The 20,475-nt window shown below is 46.3% G+C and carries 20 protein-coding genes and 1 pseudogene; 11 read left to right on the top strand and 10 right to left on the bottom strand.

The features are described from left to right. Window position 1: 1 nt before the first annotated feature. The 7 genes from ZMOB_RS05860 to ZMOB_RS05830 all read left to right on the top strand — a co-directional run bounded on the left by ZMOB_RS05860 (window position 2) and on the right by ZMOB_RS05830 (window position 6,750). On the top strand, window positions 2–688 hold the full coding sequence (locus ZMOB_RS05860; RefSeq protein WP_012817235.1) for a flagellar basal body L-ring protein FlgH: 687 nt from the start codon (window positions 2–4) through the stop codon (window positions 686–688). Window positions 689–741: 53 nt separating this feature from the next. Further along, window positions 742–1,854: a flagellar basal body P-ring protein FlgI gene (locus tag ZMOB_RS05855; protein ID WP_041573444.1), complete on the top strand. Its 1,113-nt coding sequence runs from the start codon at window positions 742–744 to the stop codon at window positions 1,852–1,854. Continuing rightward, complete coding sequence (locus ZMOB_RS05850; protein WP_011240507.1) at window positions 1,851–2,243, top strand: rod-binding protein; 393 nt, start codon at window positions 1,851–1,853, stop codon at window positions 2,241–2,243. The genes ZMOB_RS05855 and ZMOB_RS05850 overlap by 4 nt, the downstream gene beginning before the upstream one ends. A 160-nt stretch (window positions 2,244–2,403) precedes the next feature. Then, window positions 2,404–3,780 (top strand): flagellar hook-associated protein FlgK, encoded by a 1,377-nt coding sequence (gene flgK, locus ZMOB_RS05845; RefSeq protein WP_014500884.1) that lies wholly within the window; start codon window positions 2,404–2,406, stop codon window positions 3,778–3,780. A 14-nt stretch (window positions 3,781–3,794) separates the two neighbouring features. Then, complete coding sequence (locus ZMOB_RS05840; RefSeq protein WP_014500883.1) at window positions 3,795–4,652, top strand: flagellin N-terminal helical domain-containing protein; 858 nt, start codon at window positions 3,795–3,797, stop codon at window positions 4,650–4,652. A 202-nt stretch (window positions 4,653–4,854) separates the two neighbouring features. Continuing rightward, window positions 4,855–5,718 (top strand): flagellar motor stator protein MotA, encoded by an 864-nt coding sequence (gene motA, locus ZMOB_RS05835; protein ID WP_011240504.1) that lies wholly within the window; start codon window positions 4,855–4,857, stop codon window positions 5,716–5,718. Between the two features lie 51 nt (window positions 5,719–5,769). Further along, complete coding sequence (locus ZMOB_RS05830; protein WP_014500882.1) at window positions 5,770–6,750, top strand: flagellar motor protein MotB; 981 nt, start codon at window positions 5,770–5,772, stop codon at window positions 6,748–6,750. Window positions 6,751–6,871: 121 nt separating this feature from the next. Here ZMOB_RS05830 and ZMOB_RS10575 read toward each other — a convergent pair. From ZMOB_RS10575 to ZMOB_RS10235, 6 genes and pseudogenes are all read right to left on the bottom strand, one after another. After that, window positions 6,872–7,661 (bottom strand): annotated as a pseudogene (locus tag ZMOB_RS10575) (IS5 family transposase). A 150-nt stretch (window positions 7,662–7,811) separates the two neighbouring features. Then, on the bottom strand, window positions 7,812–10,247 hold the full coding sequence (locus ZMOB_RS05815; protein ID WP_014500881.1) for a hybrid sensor histidine kinase/response regulator: 2,436 nt from the start codon (window positions 10,245–10,247) through the stop codon (window positions 7,812–7,814). A 260-nt stretch (window positions 10,248–10,507) separates the two neighbouring features. Beyond that, window positions 10,508–11,449 carry an acetyl-CoA carboxylase carboxyltransferase subunit alpha gene (locus ZMOB_RS05810; RefSeq protein WP_011240501.1) on the bottom strand — a complete coding sequence of 314 codons (942 nt, stop codon included), beginning with the start codon at window positions 11,447–11,449 and terminating at the stop codon, window positions 10,508–10,510. A 10-nt stretch (window positions 11,450–11,459) separates the two neighbouring features. Next, entirely contained in the window at window positions 11,460–12,383 is a 924-nt protein-coding gene (locus ZMOB_RS05805) for a tyrosine recombinase (RefSeq protein WP_014500880.1), read from the bottom strand. Between the two features lie 41 nt (window positions 12,384–12,424). Beyond that, window positions 12,425–14,062 (bottom strand): hypothetical protein, encoded by a 1,638-nt coding sequence (locus tag ZMOB_RS10205; protein ID WP_014500879.1) that lies wholly within the window; start codon window positions 14,060–14,062, stop codon window positions 12,425–12,427. A 103-nt stretch (window positions 14,063–14,165) separates the two neighbouring features. After that, window positions 14,166–14,303, bottom strand: coding sequence for a hypothetical protein (locus ZMOB_RS10235; protein WP_011240498.1), 138 nt, complete (start codon window positions 14,301–14,303; stop codon window positions 14,166–14,168). A 92-nt stretch (window positions 14,304–14,395) separates the two neighbouring features. Between ZMOB_RS10235 and ZMOB_RS05795 the strand changes: the two genes are divergently transcribed. Both ZMOB_RS05795 and aroB read left to right on the top strand, forming a co-directional pair. Beyond that, window positions 14,396–14,926: a shikimate kinase gene (locus tag ZMOB_RS05795; protein ID WP_011240497.1), complete on the top strand. Its 531-nt coding sequence runs from the start codon at window positions 14,396–14,398 to the stop codon at window positions 14,924–14,926. Continuing rightward, window positions 14,923–16,062, top strand: coding sequence for a 3-dehydroquinate synthase (aroB, locus tag ZMOB_RS05790; protein WP_014500878.1), 1,140 nt, complete (start codon window positions 14,923–14,925; stop codon window positions 16,060–16,062). Before ZMOB_RS05795 ends, aroB begins: the two co-directional genes overlap by 4 nt. A gap of 42 nt (window positions 16,063–16,104) precedes the next feature. Here aroB and ZMOB_RS05785 read toward each other — a convergent pair whose 3' ends face one another. The 4 genes from ZMOB_RS05785 to radA all read right to left on the bottom strand — a co-directional run bounded on the left by ZMOB_RS05785 (window position 16,105) and on the right by radA (window position 19,272). Beyond that, window positions 16,105–16,479 (bottom strand): DUF423 domain-containing protein, encoded by a 375-nt coding sequence (locus tag ZMOB_RS05785; protein ID WP_014500877.1) that lies wholly within the window; start codon window positions 16,477–16,479, stop codon window positions 16,105–16,107. A 37-nt stretch (window positions 16,480–16,516) separates the two neighbouring features. Continuing rightward, complete coding sequence (locus ZMOB_RS05780) at window positions 16,517–16,966, bottom strand: iron-sulfur cluster assembly scaffold protein (RefSeq protein WP_014500876.1); 450 nt, start codon at window positions 16,964–16,966, stop codon at window positions 16,517–16,519. A gap of 210 nt (window positions 16,967–17,176) precedes the next feature. Next, entirely contained in the window at window positions 17,177–17,905 is a 729-nt protein-coding gene (locus tag ZMOB_RS05775; protein ID WP_014500875.1) for a CvpA family protein, read from the bottom strand. Further along, window positions 17,905–19,272, bottom strand: a complete 1,368-nt coding sequence (radA, locus tag ZMOB_RS05770; protein WP_011240492.1) for a DNA repair protein RadA — start codon at window positions 19,270–19,272, stop codon at window positions 17,905–17,907. Before radA ends, ZMOB_RS05775 begins: the two co-directional genes overlap by 1 nt. Window positions 19,273–19,361: 89 nt before the next feature. Here radA and ZMOB_RS05765 point away from each other — a divergent pair, with 89 nt between their 5' ends. Beyond that, window positions 19,362–19,676, top strand: a complete 315-nt coding sequence (locus tag ZMOB_RS05765) for a lipopolysaccharide assembly protein LapA domain-containing protein (RefSeq protein WP_011240491.1) — start codon at window positions 19,362–19,364, stop codon at window positions 19,674–19,676. Window positions 19,677–19,689: 13 nt separating this feature from the next. Continuing rightward, a complete protein-coding gene (pyrF, locus tag ZMOB_RS05760) occupies window positions 19,690–20,400 on the top strand; it encodes an orotidine-5'-phosphate decarboxylase (protein WP_012817246.1) in 711 nt (236 codons plus the stop codon). Window positions 20,401–20,475 lie beyond the last annotated feature (75 nt).

Raw genomic sequence — 20,475 nt, 5'->3', positions numbered from 1 at the left:
TATGGCGCATTTTATGAAACCTTCTTTTTCGGCAATGTTGATAGCGGTTGCAGTCTTGGCTGTTTCACCGCTCCATGCTCGTAAGAAGGTTACCCAGCCAGATCCGAATTTTGCAGCGACCTATCCCGATGATCCAAGGCCGGAAGTCGTACCGAATGGCGCTATTTTTCAGCCGTCTTATGGTTATATGCCGATCATTTCAGGCGCACGCGCTTCGCATGTTGGCGATATGGTGACGATTACGTTGGTTGAATCTTTTGCCGCCAGCAAATCTGCCAATACGACGACCTCTCGTTCTGGAGGGGCATCGATTATTCCACCAACGACCGGCCCCCTTTCCTTTTTTAAAGCGACAGATGCTACGGCTAGCAGCTCTCATAATTTCAAAGGAACAGGCACGACTGGACAGTCGAACAGCCTGTCCGGTGAAATTACGGCAACCGTCGCCCGCGTCTTTCCTGATGGGACTATGCTTATTCGTGGTGAAAAAATTATGACCATCAATCGTGGGGATGAACATATCCGGATTTCCGGTCTTGTTCGACCTTGGGATATTGATGGCACTAACCATGTCTTGTCTACCCGCATTGGTGATGCTCGCATCAGCTACACCGGAACCGGAGATGTTGCGCGTGCCAGCCGTATGGGTTGGTTGGGTCACTTCTTCCAAATGATCAGTCCTTTTTAATGGGCAGAAAGTCTATGGATATTTTTTCATCTGAAAGAAGCCTGATAGGCAGACTGTTCCAAAAAAGTATTTTGGGGCTGTTTCTCGCTTTTTTGGCACTGATTTCGCCCTTTATGGGGGCGGCAAAAGCAGACCGGATCAAGGATCTTGGTTACTTCCAAGGGATGCGAACCAACCAATTGACCGGCTATGGTATTGTTACGGGTTTGGCCGGAACGGGTGACTCCAGTTTGCAATATACCATTGCGGCAATGACGGCTTTGTCCGCTCGTTTTGGTCTTAGCATGCCGAGCAATGTCAGCCCGACTTTGCAGGATGCGGCAGCGGTTATTATTACCGCAGATTTGCCACCTTTTGCGAAACCCGGACAAACTATCGATATCACCGTTTCTGCTTTGGGGCGTGCGCGCTCTATTCGCGGTGGCGCGTTGATGATTACGCCTCTTTATGGTGCTGATGGTCAAATCTATGCCATGGCACAAGGCAATCTCGAAGTCGGTGGTCTTGGTATTAGTGGCCGCGATGGTTCCAATCTAACGGTTAATATTCCAACCGCTGGGCGTATTCCTTCGGGGGCTACGGTTGAACGAGCGGTTGATCCCGGTTTCGCTTCTGCGCCGTATTTACAGTTTAACTTGAGCGAAGCTGACCTGACCAATGTGCAACGGGTCGCGACAGCTATCAACAATGCATTGGGCCCTGGACGGGCGCATGTCTTGGACGGCGTTTCGGTAGCCATCACGGCACCTGAAGGGGCAGAAATTCGCACCGCTTTAATGGGTGAGATTGAAAACCTGCCGGTCGATCGTGCTGATGCTCGCGCTCGGGTGACGATCAATGCCAGAACCGGTACGATCGTGATCAATGGCGCTGTTCGCATATCGCCTGCCGCTATCACCCATGGTCGTTTAACGGTTCGAGTGGATGAGAATTATGGTGTGTCCCAGCCTAATGCTTTTGGACAAGGGCAAACAGCTGTCACACCTAATAGTACAATTACAGCGGAACAGACGCGTTCTCCGATGTTCCATCTTCAAAACGGTGCCAATCTGACAGATATCGTGAAAGCGGTTAATGCCATTGGTGCAACCCCGGGCGATTTGGCCGCCATTTTGGAAGGCTTGAAACAGGCCGGGGCTATGAATGCGGATTTGATAATCTTATGAGCAGTATTTCAAAAATTACGAACGCCCAAGATTTGGCTGCCAGCTTGGCAGTCAGTCAAAATACGATGGCTTCGAATGGGGCATCGGCTTCTGCAACCAAGGCATATGGAGAAGCGGCTGCCGCAAAGGGTAAAACCGGCGTGGCAGCGGTCGCCCAAAAATTCGAAGCTATTTTTAATCGGCAAATGCTTTCTGGAATGCGGAAAGCCTCTCTCTCTGATGACGATCCTTTTGGCAATGATGCTGGCGATCAATTCCGAGATATGCAGGATGCTAAACTTGCAGAAAATCTTGCTGCTCATTCAGGGAAGCATGGCATTGCGGCTATGTTAATCCAGCAAATGGGTGGGCAGGTTGCTACGGATGGAACGGCCGCAACCAATAGCTAACTTTGGTCAGTGTGATTATTACTGCCGTAGTTCTTTATTTAGTAATAATTGACATAATTTTTCTAAAAAATTTGGCCATTAAGCCGTAGAATAACAAAAGAACTAATGCGGTTGGTATCCCATACCTTGCGCGGCGTGGTGACAGGATAAGTGAAACGATATGAGCGATATTCTTCAAATTGGAGCTTCTGGCGTCCTTAACTACGGTAAGGCAATAGACGTTATCGGCGAAAACGTTTCCAATGCAAGCACCACTGGTTACGCAAGACGCGATGTTTCTCTGATTGAAGCCCCTAATGGTGGTAGTGGAATCCTTGGCCTTAATCAGGTCAGTGGTAATGGGGTTACAACCCAGTCTGTTACACGGGCATGGGATGGTTTTGCAGCAACCCATGTCAGAAACACGGCTAGCGATGCGGGCGAAGCCAGTGCCGTTTCGCGTTGGATGTCTTCTGCTGAAACGGCTTTGAATAGTGGAGATACTGGGACAGACAGCGAGCTGACATCCTTTTTCACTAGTCTGACTACTCTGGCATCGAATCCGACCAATGCAACGCAGCAGGCCGCATCGATAAGTGCGCTTAACGATTCAGCTAAAGCGATAAGCTATTCTGCTTCGAATCTAAAAAATGTCTCTGACGGGATTAAAGATGAGGCTGATGGTAGCGTATCCGTTATCAACTCAGATCTTAAAACCTTGGCAAAGGTCAACGCAGCAATCATCCGCACCCCGAGTGGTACCGATTCAGCTGCAGGCCTTGCTGATCAGCGTGACCAGTTATTAGACGATTTATCCTCTAAAATCGGTATTAACGCAGATATTGCCTCCAACGGTACCGTCAAAATTACTTTAAGCGGCACCAGTAATGGTCAAACCCTGTTGTCGAGCACGGCAGCAGGTCAGATGGCTGGATCGTTTACGGCTTCTATGGATTCGTCTGGTAAATTGACTATTGGGGTGAAAGACGCTCTTAATAGCAATAATAACCGCGATATGAGCAATAGCGCAGGCGGTTCTCTTAGCGGCTTGGTAACAGTTGCATCTACAGTCGCTGATGAACGTAGTAGCCTTAATAGCGCGGCAAGCGATTTTGTAACGCAGGTCAATGCGTGGAATAGCCAAGGCACAACACCTTCCGGTGCAGCAGGCGGTGATCTGCTGACCATTACAGATGGTGATGCCACCACGATTGCGACAACAACGTCTGATGGTAGCAAGATTGCGAGCGCAAACAGCTCTAGCCCGAATGGAAACCTTCAGAATGTTTCCAGTGCTTTAAGGGGCAGCAACGGTATCGAAGCCAATTATGCAACCCTTGTAAGCAATAATGCTCAGGCAACATCTTCGGCTGCAACAAACGCCACCAATACAAAGAATTTATATAATACTGCTGCGAAAACGCGCGATAGCTTGTCAGGTGTCGATTTAAGCACCGAAGCGGCTCAACTTCTGCGTTACCAACAGGCTTATAATGCTTCTGCAAAAATATTGCAGACGGCGCAGACTACCATGCAAGCTATTCTTGAACTGTTCTAGGAAGGGTTAGACTAATGACAACCATGTTTGGTATTAATTCTTCTATCAGTAGCATGCTATCTACTGATAGCGCGATCGCCAGCTATCAGAATCAAGTTAATACAAAAAAAAAGATACAGCAGCCCTCTGATGATCCGGTTGCTTCTCAACAGATTGACACCTTACGGCGCAGCTTGAGCGGGAATACCGCTTATCAGAAAAATGTCTCAACAGCGACTGCCGTTTCTGATCAGTCCAATGCGGCTTTATCCGATATCTCAACGCAGCTTAGTTCCATCCAGAACAAGTTGCAGCAGGCAATGAATGGCACCAGTTCATCTTCTACTCGTGACATTTTAGCTAAAGAAATTAGCACCGCGACAGACCAGATAGACAGCTACAAAACGACAACTGATACCAATGGTAATTCGCTATTTCCTGCCAATAGTAGTCAGTTGATTACCTATCCGATTGGTGACAGCCGTTCGGTTGCGGCAACCCTTACGCAATCTCAGGTTTTTAACTTTACTGCTAGCTCTGGCAGTAGCGCAGGTTCAACCGTTGATCTTTCGACTCTGTTACAGAATACGCAAACTGCGATCAAAAATAATGATTCAAGTGCAATGGGTGATGCGCTTAATCAGATACAGGATGCAATCTCTCATATGTCTGATGCACAGGGTCAGCAGAGTGTTCTGGCTACCCAGATTAGCGATCAGGATAACCGCCTTGCCAACCAAGCGCTCACAATGAAAACGACAAAATCATCTTATGAAGAAGTTGATTACAAGGAAGTTTTACCTGAGATTGTGGCAAGTCAGACCCAATTAGAAGCACAGCAAGATGTCTTTTCAGTCGTAGCCAAATCGTCTCTTTTCGATAAACTTGGATAATAGCTGATTAGATAGCTTCAAATAATTGACAAAAATATCGGTTTAAAAATACAGCCTTATGCTAAGAATATTTTAATATCTCTAACCTTAAAATATTCTGAATAGGCTGTATTTACTTGCCGCCCTGTCTTTGTGAAAAGGCAGCTTAAATATTTGATAATTATAAATCGGGAATAGACATAACCCGAGGGAAAGGTTTTTCATGTTTGCGGCAATCGGCTTTACCATCTTGCTGGTCATGGTATTCGGTGGCTTTGCTATTACGGGTGGCCATCTGGGGCCAGTGTTGGAAGCTATTCCGCATGAATTGATTGTTATTGGTGGCGCCTCGGTGGGTAGTGTCGTTGCCGGTAACTCGATGCTTGAATTGAAACTTTTGCTAGGCGGGTTCAAATCTGTTTTTAAAGGTCCCAAATTCAACAAGGAAGATTATCAAAATACGATTTTCCTTGTCGGAAAGCTGATGCGCACCCTTCGGACTGAAGGTCCAGTGGCATTAGAAAGCCATGTCGAAAACCCTGAATCCAGTGCTTTTTTTGCAGAATATCCGAAATTATTGACGGATAAAACCTTGGTTAGCCTTATCACGGATACGCTAAGGCTGGTTGTGGTTTCTTCAGGAACGCTTGATCCGAATGCTGTTGAAGATGTCATTGATAATACGATCAAGACCCATCATAGCGAGACCTCTCTACCGGCTGATATTCTTCAAAATCTTTCAGAGGCTTTGCCGGCTTTCGGTATTGTTGCCGCTGTTTTGGGTGTGGTTAAAACCATGGGCTCCATTGACCAGCCACCGCCTATTCTGGGTGCGATGATTGGTTCAGCCTTGGTCGGAACCTTCCTTGGTGTGTTGCTCGCTTACGGTATTGTTGCCCCTATGGCTAACCGTTGCCGCGCCGTGATTGATTCAGATGCCCATATTTATCAGGTCATTAAGCAGATGATTATTTCATCCATGCAAGGGCATCCTCTTCCTCTGGTTATTGAAGCGGCACGCTCGGATATTCCAGAAGAGAATAAACCAGAATTTGCCGAAATATTTGATGGAATGCGTGGGCGTTAAGCCTTGAATTCCGAGTTGATAACAAGGCATTAAATCCGAAGGCAAAAGACGGTGGCAAGAAAAAGCAACAAAAACGAGCCAGAAATACGCCCCATTATCGTCAAAAAGATTATTGACGAAGGGCATGGTGGTCACCATGGCGGCGCGTGGAAAGTCGCTTATGCCGACTTTGTGACGGCCATGATGGCCTTCTTTCTGTTGTTATGGCTTTTGGGTGCTACCAACGAAAAAGAGCGTAAAGGTATTGCCGACTATTTTAATCCATCTCTGACACCAGAAAGCGCAGCGGGATCAGATGGAGGTATGGGATTCTTGAAGGGGGATTCCATCACGGCACCTCAAGATATGCCAACCCATTCGAAACTAGCCCCTAATGGGCAAAAGTTGGTTGCGAAAAATCCTGACGTTATTGCTCAAGCGAAAGAGATCATTAAACAGAATGATCGGCAGCGTTTCGAAAAGCTGCGCGAAATGCTTGAAGAGCATATGAAAAAAGACCCAAGTCTTGCCCGATTACAGCAAAGCGTTCGTCTGGTTGAGACGCGCGAAGGCTTGCGCATCGACCTTGTTGACCAATCTGATTTTGCCATGTTTACCCTTGGCACAGAGAATATGGTCCCTGCAGCACAGAAACTTATTGCCGAGGTTGCGCGGGTTATCAAAGATGTTCCGAATATGATTATTGTTCGGGGACATACCGACGCCCTGCCCTATGCTTCGGGTCAAAATGTCAATAACTGGACCTTGTCAGCTGCTCGTGCGGATGCAACCCGTCGTGGTCTTATTGCCGGTGGAGTTGATATAAACCGTTTCGACCGGATTGAAGGGGTTGCTGATCGCGAACCTTATGTCCCCGAAAATCGGATGGATCCACGAAACCGTCGTATGTCTATTACGCTTAGCTGGCTTAATAGCGATGATGCCCGGAGTCATCCGGTTTCACCGACTTCTGGTCATTCCGACCCGACACCGGAAGAACATAAAGCAGTTGTCAAAATAAACACGCCTTCGGATAAAAAAGTCTCGAAATAAGGTCTGATGTTCGGTTTTGAAGAAAGTATTCTCATTGAGAGGGATGTAAGCCTTTTAAAGGCTCATCCCCCTTTGGGGCGTTATTTGAAGTTTGTTTTTCCGTAAAAAATATTGGGCGACATTAGGTTCTGTTAACAAAAATAGACCGCAATTTTTCAGCCGCGGTATATAATATATATAGGAAGGTGATGAAGGCTTGTCTGGCTTTGTTATAGCATGTGGCGATACGTCTGAACGGCCTTAACTTATTGAATATTCGCTCGATACGATCACGATCTTTGTAAGATTGAAGATCGCAAGGAATATGCTTTTTTCGATTGGAACAGCGGTGAGATAACAGGAAGGATGCCTCAAAAAGCAGTTTTTCCTGCAATCTGTCGCTATCATAGCCTAGTGGCGAGAAAAGGCTGGGGCGTTGCGACAGGAATAGCTATCAAGCTTATTGGCTCCAGAATAATCGGAGACTTCACTGCCTGTCAGTTCGAAAGCGACAGGGCGTCCTTAATCTTTAAATCGAAACAGGCATAGGTCTTGCTCGTCAAACTACCGCCCCTTCGACCGAAATTTTTCTTATGTATCCCCTTTTGCGCCAGCTGCTTGATTGTGAGCGCGAATGACCGTGCTCTCTATCAATATTTGCCCGTCACATTCGTCAGGCCAAGGTCAGCCAAACTGTCCAAACGAGCATCCCAGATACTTTATTCTGTCCATCTCTTGAACCGAACATAGACCGAATTTATTTCCTATAGCGTTCATGCATATCTTACCATGAATAACCTGTTCGAAGGGCATAAAGCATAGCATTGAAAAATAACCGATTATTTTTTGTCGGCTGTGCTCAGCGTCCGCCGTCGCTAGGAAGAAGGCCTTTCTATCATCTTCCATTCCGCATCTGTTAGATCTCCACACATCCTACCTGCCGCGCAAAAACTTTATTTGAAATGACCCTTTCAAATTTTAATTTATATCCTTTTTCAATGGAACCTCGGCATTTTATAGCTGTCATCGGAAAAGTCAGAAGAAAGAAGGACTCTCTTCAAACAAATTATTCTTAGAAAAGATTATCCTGCCTTCTTGAGAACTTTACTGACAGCAACGGCTAAATCCTGAATAGAAAACGGTTTGGGTAAAAAGGCGACATGCTCAAGGCTGATCGAGCGTCTTAACTGTTCTTCTGCATATCCCGAAATAAACAGAACAGGTAAATCCGATTTGATTTTGCGGGCTTCGCTGCCCAAACGAGGCCCATCCATACCCGGCATGACGACATCAGAAATCAGGAGGTCAATTTCAGGATTTTTTCTTAGGATAGACAGCGCTTCTTCGCCATTTTCTGCCGTTAAGACTTCATAGCCCTGCCGCACTAATCCAAAACTGGCAACGTTACGGACAGTTTCTTCATCTTCGACTAACAATATTTTACCGCTTCCCCAGACCATAGAGGGGGTTGGAGTATCTTGTGGCGAAATTTCTTTTTGAGGTAATTCGCCTTCGTAAATAGGGAGATAAATCGTAAAACAGGTACCAACGCCTAATTCGGAATCGGCAAAGATAAAGCCGCCGGATTGCCTTACAATGCCATAAACAGTTGCCAGACCTAATCCGGTTCCCTTGCCGACCTCTTTCGTTGTGAAAAAAGGCTCGAATATTTTGTTCAAAATTTCGGGAGGAATACCGCTTCCCGTATCCGATATGGCCAAGGCGGTATAATCCGCAGGAGGAATGGCATGATGCCTTTTCCTAGAAGATTCTTCAGCTAATACGCGGTATGTTTGAATAGTGAGATGCCGTTCTTCGCGACTATCCAGCATGGCATCACGAGCATTTACCGCGAGATTAACAATAACCTGTTCTAATTGTCCGGGATCGGCTCTGACTAAACCCAAATTGCGACCATGCTTGACTGTCAGCAAGATTTTTTCACCCAATAGCCGCTTCAAAAGATTGGAAATCTCTGAAATAACATCAGGGAGTTGCAATATTTGAGGTCGCATTGTCTGCTGACGGGAAAAAGCCAGTAATTGTCGGGTTAAAGCAGCTGCCCGATTACTGTTATGTCTGATCTGTTGAATATCATCATAGTCACTGTCGCCCGGGACATGACGCATACGCATCACATCACAATAACCGATGATAGCTGTCAAAATATTATTGAAATCATGCGCCACACCACCTGCCAACTGTCCGATAGCCTGCATTCGGGTGGTTTGTGCCATTTGTTGCTTGATTTCATTTTCGCTGGCGGATTCCTGCAAACTTATCATCAAGGCAGATTCACCCAGATGACGGATACCAGTTAGCGTCAGAATAACCGTTTCTTCTGGCTTGGCGATCAATCTGACAGAGATCTCACCGGAAAGAGCGCGCCCCGAAGAATAACGCCGAACCGCATCGGCAACAGCGGCTTTATCCTCTTGCACGACCCAATCGCTTGGATACATGACGAATTGTCGGAGCGACATTCCTGTAATGCGGGACATCGGCGGATTCATCAATAGGACTTGGCCATCTGCCCCGATAATAGCTAAATTATAAGGTAAGACAGGGAGTAATCGTCCGATAATATCGAGATAATCTTGTCCTGTTTGATCGCTATTTTGAACCTCGTCCAGTAATAAGATCAGATTAAATTCGGCATAATGCTGACCTTTGAGATGCCTCTTGGAGGTGTTCGAGGCGATATCTATTTTAACAAAATGAACAGGATGCTCTTTTTCGCCTGCATTTTTAAAGAAAAACTGTCCATGACGATTAACCTGAAAAAAAGATAAAAAGTCAGCGCCTTTTATATCGCTGTCGATCTGACCGGTGCTTCTGAAATTGAAAACAGGATTAGTCATAACAATCCGGCCTTTTTCGTCCAGCAAAACGGCTATAATACCCGCTTCTGCAAAAAGCCGGCCTAAATGGCCTTCGATTAAAGCCGATAGGGTCTCGCCTTCAGGAATAGGATGTTGCGACTGAATCCGCCATATAAGATAATTATGATGGATGCCTGCCCTGCGGATTGAGAGCGTATAAATCTGCCGATTAGCGGATTGCCATGTCAAATTGGCACCACCATTACGCCAAACAAGACGCAAGGCTTTATCAAGCGATTGCCGCGTTTCTGGTGGTAGGTCAAATTGATCGGGTAAAAGCAAAGAAGGAAAAGCGTGATTATAAGCCGCATTTGAAGCCAGCATTTGTCCAGAACGGTCGCTAATAGCGACGGCGGCTTTATCACTATCAATAATGGAATGAAGTAAGGCCAGATCTGGCAACTGGGAAGTTGAATGAATATTAGGAGAGATAAAGGTTTTTTTTCGAGAAAGCAGAATAAAAAAAGTAATCCCGAAATAAGTCACTAACGATAAAAATAAAAGGCGTAAGTCCCCGATAACCCATCCAAAAACAAAAAAACAAAAAAAGGAAATGATTAAAAAGGCTATCACAAGCCATCTGGTTGCAGGAATATTTTTAATTCCAGCCAAATAAGAAAATATGGCAGATTTCATACATATTTCATCGCTGAACGAACAAAAAAGGTCAATCAAATCACTTTATAGAAAAAGAAAAGATAGAGTGCATTTTATTTATGAAGAATTGATTGCTTTTGCCAATTCCACGCTGTTTTTTCTCGGACGCAAAAACAGAGCCTGTAGAATATTCTAGCGACGTAGGCCGGAAAGGCTAGACAGAAAAAAGCCTGTCCGATTTCATTTTAGAAATGCCGTTACGGACAGGCTATAGATTCGAAATTCGGAGGAAAGCCGAATTATCCCCCGATATCCAAGAATTTTTTACGCCGCATTGACCGCAAAGCATCACGATCCATCGGTTTTAAGAAAGCTAATTCTTGAAGTAACGCCATTTTAAGAGCGTCAATCGCGGTTTTGGGGTCACGATGAGCGCCGCCGACCGGTTCGAGAACAATACGATCGACAATACCAAGACCATAAAGGTCAGTGGCCGTCAGCTTCATCGCTGTTGCCGCATCACTGGCCTTCCCTGCATCACGCCATAGAATAGAAGCGCATCCTTCAGGGGAAATGACAGAATAAACCGCATGTTCAAACATCAAAAGACGATTAGCCGCAGCGATAGCGATAGCACCACCAGAGCCACCTTCCCCGACGATAACGGAGATCAGGGGCACGCCTAGAGACAAACAGGTTTCTGTTGAACGGGCAATAGCTTCTGCCTGCCCCCGTTCTTCGGCATCAATGCCCGGAAATGCCCCCGATGTATCTACCAGAGTAATAACCGGCAAACCGAAACGATCCGCTAGCTTCATTAAGCGGATAGCTTTGCGATAGCCTTCAGGACGAGCCATGCCGAAATTATGTTTAAGACGGCTGGCGGTATCATTGCCTTTTTCTTGGCCAATAATCATGACCCGCTGCCCATCTATACGGGCAAGCCCCCCAATGATGGCTTCATCTTCACCAAAAAGGCGATCACCGGCCAAGGGAATAAACTCTTCACACAAAGCCGAGATATAATCATGGAAGTGAGGCCGTTCGGGATGGCGGGCGACCTGTGTTTTTTGCCAAGGCGTCAGATGTGCGTATGTATCACGCAGCAGTTTTTGCACCTTGACCTCGAGATCAGATATCTCACGGTCAAGATCCATTTCATCCGAAGTAGCTTTGCGAAGTTCAGCGATGCGTGTCTGTAACTCAGCTACGGGCTTTTCAAAGTCGAGATAAGAAACCATTATTGCTCGGTTAGGCTGCGTTTACAGGAACGTCAACGAGTGGATGACGTGAATTGACTAATTCAACCAATTTTTGGCTGTCAACATGGGTATAAATCTGGGTAGTCGAGATATCCGCATGGCCTAATAAAAGCTGCAAGACTCGCAAATCTGCTCCCCCTTCGAGTAAATGTGTTGCAAAAGCATGCCGTAAGACATGGGGACTCACTCTTTCGCGTGGTAAATCAGCTTCGACAGCCAATTCTTTGATAAGCTGGTAAAGTCTGATCCGGCTAATATGCCCCTTTCCTGAAGGAAAAAGCCATAGGCTTTTTTCAGGCACATGCACCAGCCACGCGGCGACCGCATCCGTTGCCCTATCTGATATCGGCACCAGACGTTCACGACCACCCTTTCCTTTCAAAATTAAAAAGGGCTGTTTGCGGATAAACGCCTGTTTCGGTAAAGAAACCAGTTCACTGGCTCTTAAACCAGAACCATATAATAATTCGACCAAAGCCATCAGCCGTAAAGTGGATGGGGTTGCTGCACGCTCGTAACGTTGTTGCAAGGTGACAAATAACCGTTCAACCTCGGCCGTTGTCAGAATTTTGGGCAAATTCCGCGAAATACCAGCATGAGGCAAAGAGGATGACGGATCATCTGTTCTCATGCCTTCTTCTAACAAAAAACGATAAAAATGCTTTAGCGCTGCCGATTTTCTAGCAACCGTATTACGGGCATAGTCAGACCACACAACGCCCAGACTGGCAAGATCATCTGTATCAGCTTTGACAAGACCGTTTTCAAGCTGTTGTGAAGCCAGTCTTAGATCGCTGCCATAGGCCATAAGCGTGTTGGGAGAAGAGCCGGATTCCGCCGCCATCATTTCAAGGAAACGGAGAATAAGGCTTTCATCTTCGATCCGCGCTTCATTTTCAGATTTTTCTGACATTAGCCCATTCTTAAAACAAAATAGAGATTAAAGGCTATCTTTTATGTGCGGCTCATCATTTCAACCGCCATCATCCGCGCTTCATTTTCAAGGCCGACTTTTTTCATCGCTTTCAACATATGATAAAAAGTCGAAGGGGCGACCGACCGCCATGAACGATTTTGCATACCGATCGCGACAAGTAAAGCGACCGTTGCCGGAGCATGCGACAAAGCGGCCTTATCAAGGGCTTTGACCCAAGAATTTTCGTCATGCAAAAAATTATCATAATGGATTTGGAACCACCAGCTTTCTTCTTCGTCAATCCGATCGAGGCCTGCCAAAGCCGCTACAGCCATACGACCACGCCAAGGGTCACTCTGGTTGGTTTGCTCGATAAAATGCCGAATATGATTACGGCTTAAATCCATGACTTTATCCGGCGATCCCAGTGCCAATAATATCCATGCAGGATCGCTCTGCTCTTTATCCATGTCTTTGACAGCCGATGCCCATCGGGTAGCCGCTTGATCGAAACCGGCTGAGAACATAGCCCCCAACAAATCGGGAATAATATCACGATAGCGTTTATTGGGGGTGATATAGCTTGCGGCTCGTGCAGTGAGAATCATCCCCGCATAATGCTCATCTGCATCATCGCCATTGCGTATCAAATTCTCAATCGCTTTGACACGGCTTGTCTCATCCCTGTTGATATAAGCCTGCTTTAAATTGGGAATATCATCATTTATGACAAGATCATTATTATCATGTTCATTGTCACTAGCAGACAGGGATGAATAAAAATCGACAAGAGCCGAATTTGAAAAAACGCCAAGGACAGCGGCTTTTCTAATAGCGGTTACCCTTGATCTTGCCGGAATCATCGTTGATCGTGCAAGGAAAGCCCAATAGGCTGGATTAAGACTGCCATAAAGATAGTCAGGTAATAAAAGACCGGCGGCAGTCGCCATGCCAAAACGCCATGGTGTTAAGTGACCGACTTCACCCCGATTGATATGGATCGTATGATTGTCATGGCTGCCTGCAAGAGCAAGCTTTTGCGCCAATTTTCGGTCTGTTTGGTCACCTTTATAATTGGCACGGCTGAATAGCCAACTAGAGACGGCATCATCGCCACCCAACCCTGCACATAAAGCACGCACCAAAGTTTCATTGGCATCTTTTAGGTCAGTATTGGCAAAATAAGGTAGTAAAGGGCAGAGTCCAGCCGGATCAGCCGTCGCCAGAACCGTTTTAACGGTTGCGTCTAGCAAAAGAGCATCAGGGGCAAGCCCTGACTTTTGGATGAGCGCTCTCGCTGCATCCGCCTCCCCTAACTGCAGCAGCAGATTCGCCCTTGCGGCTATCCAGCCTTGGGGCGAGACATCTCTTGGTAACGCTTTTAAGATCAAAGCGCGCCGCAGCATGATTTCTGCCCAGCGTGAGGCCAAAGGCGTATCCACATGCAGCATCAGGCTGGTAAGATAACGACCAGAGGGGTTATTGCCCCAGCCATCTCTTAAATTACCTGCCTTTGCCCCGCTGATAAGGCCGCTATTCTGCCAAAAAAGATAATTTCCGTCTTTTTTTTCGGTTTTTTCTTTTTTTTCTATCCTAATAGGATGTTTTAAAGCATGAACCGAATAAGAATGAGCAGATGATGTTTGACTCTGTCCGAAACAAACGCCACTGCTCATTATTCCAGTGAACATGCCAAAAGATAGGAAGAATACCCATTGCCGCCAATAACGACCTGTGAAGGGCTTCCGTCTGTCTTTAGCCAAATTGTTACAAACAGTTTTAGCGAGCAAGCACGTCATTACCGACGTCTTTTTCGATAGAACGAATCGGAGCTTCAAAATGCATGAAGCCAAGGCTGAAAAAGCCAACGATCACAATAAATATGATTCCTAACAGGAAAGCGCGTAAAATTGACATACCCATCCTCAAAAGTCAGCCGATTTTGCTCATTTATTCATTAACCTAGATAATTGTGTAATCTCATTTCTTTCGTGTATAGCGTCTTGGCCATGCTGCAAAGCCCTTCTTCTCCATATCCGCGCACAATTACCTTGATCGGTATGATGGGCGTTGGCAAGTCTACTATTGGTCGTCGTCTGGCCAGCCAGCTTAACATGCCTTTTTCAGATTCAGATCTGGAAATCGAAGAAGCTGCCGGACAATCCATAACAGAGATATTTGCCCGCTACGGTGAAAACTATTTTCGTAATGGTGAACGCCGTGTCATTTCACGCCTTATTGCTGGCGAACCCAAAGTCTTGGCTGTGGGAGGTGGCGCCTTTATGGATGAAGAAACACGGAAACTGGTTCTTGAAAAAACATTGGCGATCTGGGTCAAAGCCGATATTGATACTTTGGCCGAAAGGGTCACAAAACAGGCTGATCGACCTTTGTTAATCGGACATGATGTCCGCACCCGTTTGCAGGAACTGGCCGATATCCGCGACTCTTTTTATGCAATGGCACCTTTACATGTCTGGACTGGGGCGCAGCCCCATGAAGAAATAGTGGATGCAATAATAATGGCGTTACCGCGATGAGCAGTGAAGTTTCAAAAACCGTCACCGTGCCGATTGATCTTGGCAATCACAGCTATAAAATCGACATTGGCGCAGGCCTTTATCAGCAGGCGGTCTCTATTTTGACCCCTTATGTCCGTAATCGGCGTTTTATTGTCATTACGGATGAAAATGTTGCCCGCTGTCAGCTACCTGAATTTGAAAAATCCTTTCATCAGGCAGGTGTTACGGTAGATTCTATTATCTTGCCAGCAGGTGAAGCCACTAAGAGTTGGCACCATCTGGCTGAACTTTGCGATCAGCTTATCCGGCGTGGTGTTGAACGGCGGGATGCTATCATTGCTTTGGGTGGTGGCGTGATCGGTGATCTGGTCGGATTTGCTGCCGCTATTTTGAAAAGAGGCTGCCAATTTATTCAGATACCCACCAGCCTTTTGGCGCAGGTGGATTCTTCGGTTGGCGGAAAAACGGCGATCAATTGCGAAGCTGGGAAAAACCTGATTGGTGCATTCCATCAACCTGTTTTTGTTCTGATTGATCCTGATGCCCTTCAGACATTGCCTGCTCGGCAGCTTCGTGCTGGCTATGGCGAGATTATCAAATACGGTCTTATTGATGATCCTGATTTCTTTGCATGGTGTGAAGAGCATGGTGCGGCTCTGATCGAAGGGGATAAAGCCAGCCGTCTGTATGCAATTGAACATAGCATCCGTGCAAAAGCCCTTATTGTTGCTGATGACGAAAAAGAAATCAGCGGGAAACGCGCTCTCTTAAATTTGGGTCATACTTTCGGTCATGCGTTAGAAGCAGATACCGGATTTTCTGATAAATTATTCCACGGTGAAGCCGTGGCTGCTGGTTCTGCTCTGGCCTTTGGCTTTTCCTATGTCAAAAATCTGGCATCTAAAGAAGATGTTCAGCGGATTATTACGCATTTGAGAGAAACGGATCTTCCCGCCAGCCTTGAAGAAGCCGGTGTCAAAGCCTCTGGTAAAGAGTTGGTTGCCCATATGATGCATGACAAAAAAATGGAAGCTGGCCGCCTTCCCTTCCTTTTGGCACGGGGCATCGGGAAAAGCTTTTTGGATAAAGAAGTTAATCTTGAAGAAATTGCAGCCTTTTTGGATAGCCCATTGGCACGTAAAGGCACGATTTAATTCTATATTATTTTTTGAAATGAAGGCCGCCCTGATATTTTGTCACGGGCGGTCTTTTTTGTTCATATGCCTAGATTGACCTAGCCAGAAAAAGACAGCGGTCACCAACCATCCCGCAATCATCAAAGACCCACCTATCGGAGCTATATGCGCGACGATTTTGGGCGCATCCAAGGCAAGGCTATAAAGAGAGGATGAAAAAAGAAAAGCACCGATCAAAAGAAGAAGGCTTGGTAATTTATTGGGCATTTTTATCCTGATAGCCAGCACGGCGACAGCATGGATTAACTGAAAATCAGCCCCCGTTTTTGCCCATAAAGCGGCCTGATCATGGAATAGATGCGCACCGGCAGCACCAAAAGCGACAGCGATTGCCGCTGATAAGGCGGCTAAAGCAGAGATATAGTCACGTTTCATAAAAGGCTTTACTCCTGACATCCTGACAAGGTCAAATTCAGGCGGGCAAAGCCTCTGTTTTTGCGACCATAGCCGCTTCAAAGGCAGCGATAACCGTTTCAAACGGCAAACAGATGGCTCCATGACGGCCCTTATGAGGACGTGCTGCCGATAAAGCCATTAAGCTAGGCCAGCTTGTGATATCTTCGATTTCTCCAGCAAGATATGCCTTTAATTGCCGAAGTGTTTCTTTTAATTCCGGCAAAGAACGCCCGATAATATCCTGACCCATTAAAGCTGCCGAAGCCTGCCCCAAAGCACAAGCTGAAATGTCTAGCCCTATTTCTGTGATATGTTGGTTATCATCAAGACAGACATCACAGGCCATTTGACTACCACAAATAGGCGCACGTTTTTCGGCGCGACCATCGGCTATTTCCAACCGTTCTTCAAACGGGATAGAGGTCGCTAATTTAAGAATATCTCGCGTATAAAGTGGTTCTGCCATAGAAAAGCTACCCCAAATTAGAGCCTCAAAATATGGAAGAATTTACCAGATATTTTTTAGGCCTAAAAAAGAAATTTATTAAACGCCCTTATAAGCGATTAGAAAATAGTATTCTGTTTTTTTAATAAATTTTTGCCCTAGCCCTTCAAAAGGCCGCCGAGGAATGGAAGATAAGACAAGTCGACAACCGTTAGAATGCACTATTTTGGCCTATTCATTCTTTAAGACGGGCTTTTTAGGATGATTTTTCTTTTTAGGTAAGCTGGGAGTAGCATCCTCGGATGCCTTGCTGTCATTATCGGTATCAGTAGGAAAAAAAGCCTCTTCAATAGGCTTGGACATCATCTTTTTTCGATAAGAAGTTACTTTATCTATCGGCCAGCTTGTTTTTTCAGATTTCCCATTTTCGCGAATATGCTGCCCAATCCAGCTTGGGTCAGGAATACCGGCATAATCGAGAATAGCCGTGCTGCCATTTTGTAGCCACGGATAACTAACAGCCGATTCTAACCATAGCGGGACACGATGTTTATAATGGGTCGAAAAAGTTGCATTTATCAGGATGATAACAAGGAACAGACATTCGGCAATAATGGCGCCCTTTATAGCCCCAAAACCCGCACCCAGCACCCTATCTGGAAAAGCCAGAAAAGAGCGTCTTACCTTGGCACCGATACTATCTGATAACCATTGACCCACAAAATAGACTGTCACGAAGAGTAAGACGAAAGAAATTAAATTCGCCCCAAAAAGACCTACACCCAGCCAATTATGGACAATATTGGCAGCCGAGACATGTCCTATTCTGACAGCGATAATTGCGGCAACCCAAGCAAAAAGAGAAAGTGCCGCGCCAATGAAACCGCGCCAAAAACCTGTAAAGCCACAAATAATCAGTAAGGCCAAAACGGCTAAATCGACTGGATGAAAATTGGTCATTAACGTCCTAGTAAATAATCCACACATTGACGAAGGGTTGAAAAAGAAGAGAATGCAATATTCTCCTTATTTTCAACCATTTTCGGTATCAGAGCCTTGGTGAATCCCAGCTTAGCGGATTCCCGTAATCGCAACCGACTATGGGCAACCGGTCGAATTTCACCCGATAAAGCGATTTCACCGAAGGCCACGGTTTCAGAGGGAATAGGCCGTTCTGCCAAAGCAGAAATAAGCGCCACGGCAACCGCAAGATCAGCGGCAGGATCGGTTACACGATACCCGCCCGCGACATTCAAATACACTTCAGCCGAGGAAAAATTTAACCCGCAACGCGCTTCTAACACGGCCAAAATCATCGCTAAACGTCCAGAATCCCATCCAACGACAGCGCGTCTAGGTGTGGCACCACTAGAAAGCCGAACGGTCAAAGCCTGCATTTCAACCAGAACGGGGCGCGTGCCTTCCATTGCCGGAAAGACAATGGCTCCGCTCATATTTTCATCTCTTGTTGTTAGGAACAGACTGCTGGGATTGGAGACTTCGGATAATCCCTGATCGGCCATGGAAAAAACGCCGATTTCATCCGTGCCGCCAAAACGGTTTTTTGTGGTGCGCAATATTCGATATTGATGGCTACGCTCGCCTTCAAAAGCGAGAACCGTATCCACCATATGTTCAAGCACGCGGGGCCCTGCGATAGCGCCATCTTTGGTAACATGACCCACAAGAATTAAGGCAACTCCCGCCTCTTTTGCGAAACGAATCAATTCTTGCGATGAAGCGCGCACCTGACTGACAGTTCCCGGCGCGCCTTCGATCATATCCGAATACATCGTCTGGATAGAATCTATAATCAGGAAATCAATATGCGGTAACTGTTCCAAGGTGGCGAGAATATCGCGAACCGAAGAGGCCGCCGCTAATTGCACGGGCGCTTGCCCGAAACCCAGTCTTTTTGCGCGTAGCCGGATTTGGTCAACGGCTTCTTCACCAGAAATATAGACAACTTCTTTGCCCGCTAGAGCCAATCGAACGCCGGCTTGAAGAAGCAAAGTGGATTTACCGATACCGGGATCACCGCCAATTAAAGTAGCCGATCCAGAAACAAAGCCGCCGCCCAGCACCCGATCAAATTCGGCGATACCCGTTACCATACGTTCCGGTAAGGGTTGTTCCGTTGCCAGATTGCCCAATCTGACAATATTTCCACCAGTTCGGAGATTATGACGATTCGTAAAAGGCGTTTTAGGCGCTATCTTTTCTTCAACTAAACTATTCCATGCGCCACAATCGGCGCATTGTCCCTGCCATTTGGTGGCAACAGCGCCACAGGATTGGCAGATATACCGTTTTTGTTGTTTGGCCATATTTTTTCATACGAACATAATGCAAATATGACAAGTAACGCCTCTAATTTGACCTTGCCTGATGAAAAACAATAAGAGAGAATAGCCCTATGCAATTTTTACGTACAATGTTCGCGGCGGTTCTTTTCGCCATTTTTCTTACTTTTTGTGCCAGCAATTATAACATTTCTGTCAAGCTCCAAATGTGGCCGGGATGGGAAGCTGATATCAATATCGTTTTGTTATTATTGATAGTCTTTTTAATTGGGCTGGTTCCGGCATTGCTTTATCACAGCGCTTCCCGTTGGAATTGGCGTAGAAGGATTGACAAGCTCAACCGTCAGATTGCAGATATGCAGCCAGAAAACCCGCCGGTAGAGACGCCGTCACTCACGAAGAATGACTCAGCTTTCACTGGCCAATAGAGTTTGATGCACTGTGCCCAATACTGACTTTTTATCCAATCCCGTTTTTGTTGCCCTCGATACACCAGACCTGAAAAAGGCTGAAAAGCTGGCGACGATCCTCCGCCCTCATGTTGGCGGGATCAAGCTTGGTCTGGAATTTTTTATGGCGCATGGCCATTACGGGGTTGAAAAAATCGCAGATCAAGGGCTGCCTATTTTTCTTGATCTCAAATTTCATGATATTCCGAATACAGTGGCTTCTGCGATTGAGGCTTTGTTTCAGGCGATCAAGTCGCCGCCTGCTATTTTAACGGTTCATACCGAAGGCGGTGAAGCCATGATGCGCGCGGCCAAAAAGGCCGCAGACAAAGGCTCGAAAGTGGTGGGTGTCACTATTCTGACCAGTCTCGATCAAAGTGATCTTGGTGTGATTGGCATGACGGGAACGCCAGAATCGCAGGTTGAAAAACTGGCACGTCTGGCACGTAGATCCGGTCTGGATGGCATTGTCTGTTCTGGTGAAGAAGTCGAACAGGTGCATGAAGAATGGCGCGATGGCTTCTTTGTTGTTCCCGGAATACGGCCTGCCGATAGTGTCGTTGGTGACCAAAAACGGGTTTGCACGCCTGCCGATGCTTTGGATCGGGGCGCTTCTATTTTAGTTATTGGCCGCCCGATTACCCGTGCAGATGAACCTGCCGAGGTGGCCTCGGCTATTGCCAGACAATTGCGCCGGAAATAATCGTCCGAGAAGCATAAAAACACTGTGACCCGATGGATAATATCCTTTAGAGGTATCTGGACTTTCAGTTTATCT

The organism is Zymomonas mobilis subsp. mobilis ATCC 10988 (assembly GCF_000175255.2).
GTDB lineage: Bacteria > Pseudomonadota > Alphaproteobacteria > Sphingomonadales > Sphingomonadaceae > Zymomonas > Zymomonas mobilis.
The sequence above is the reverse complement of the archived record's forward strand: the minus strand, read 5'-3'. Positions and strand labels throughout refer to the sequence as shown.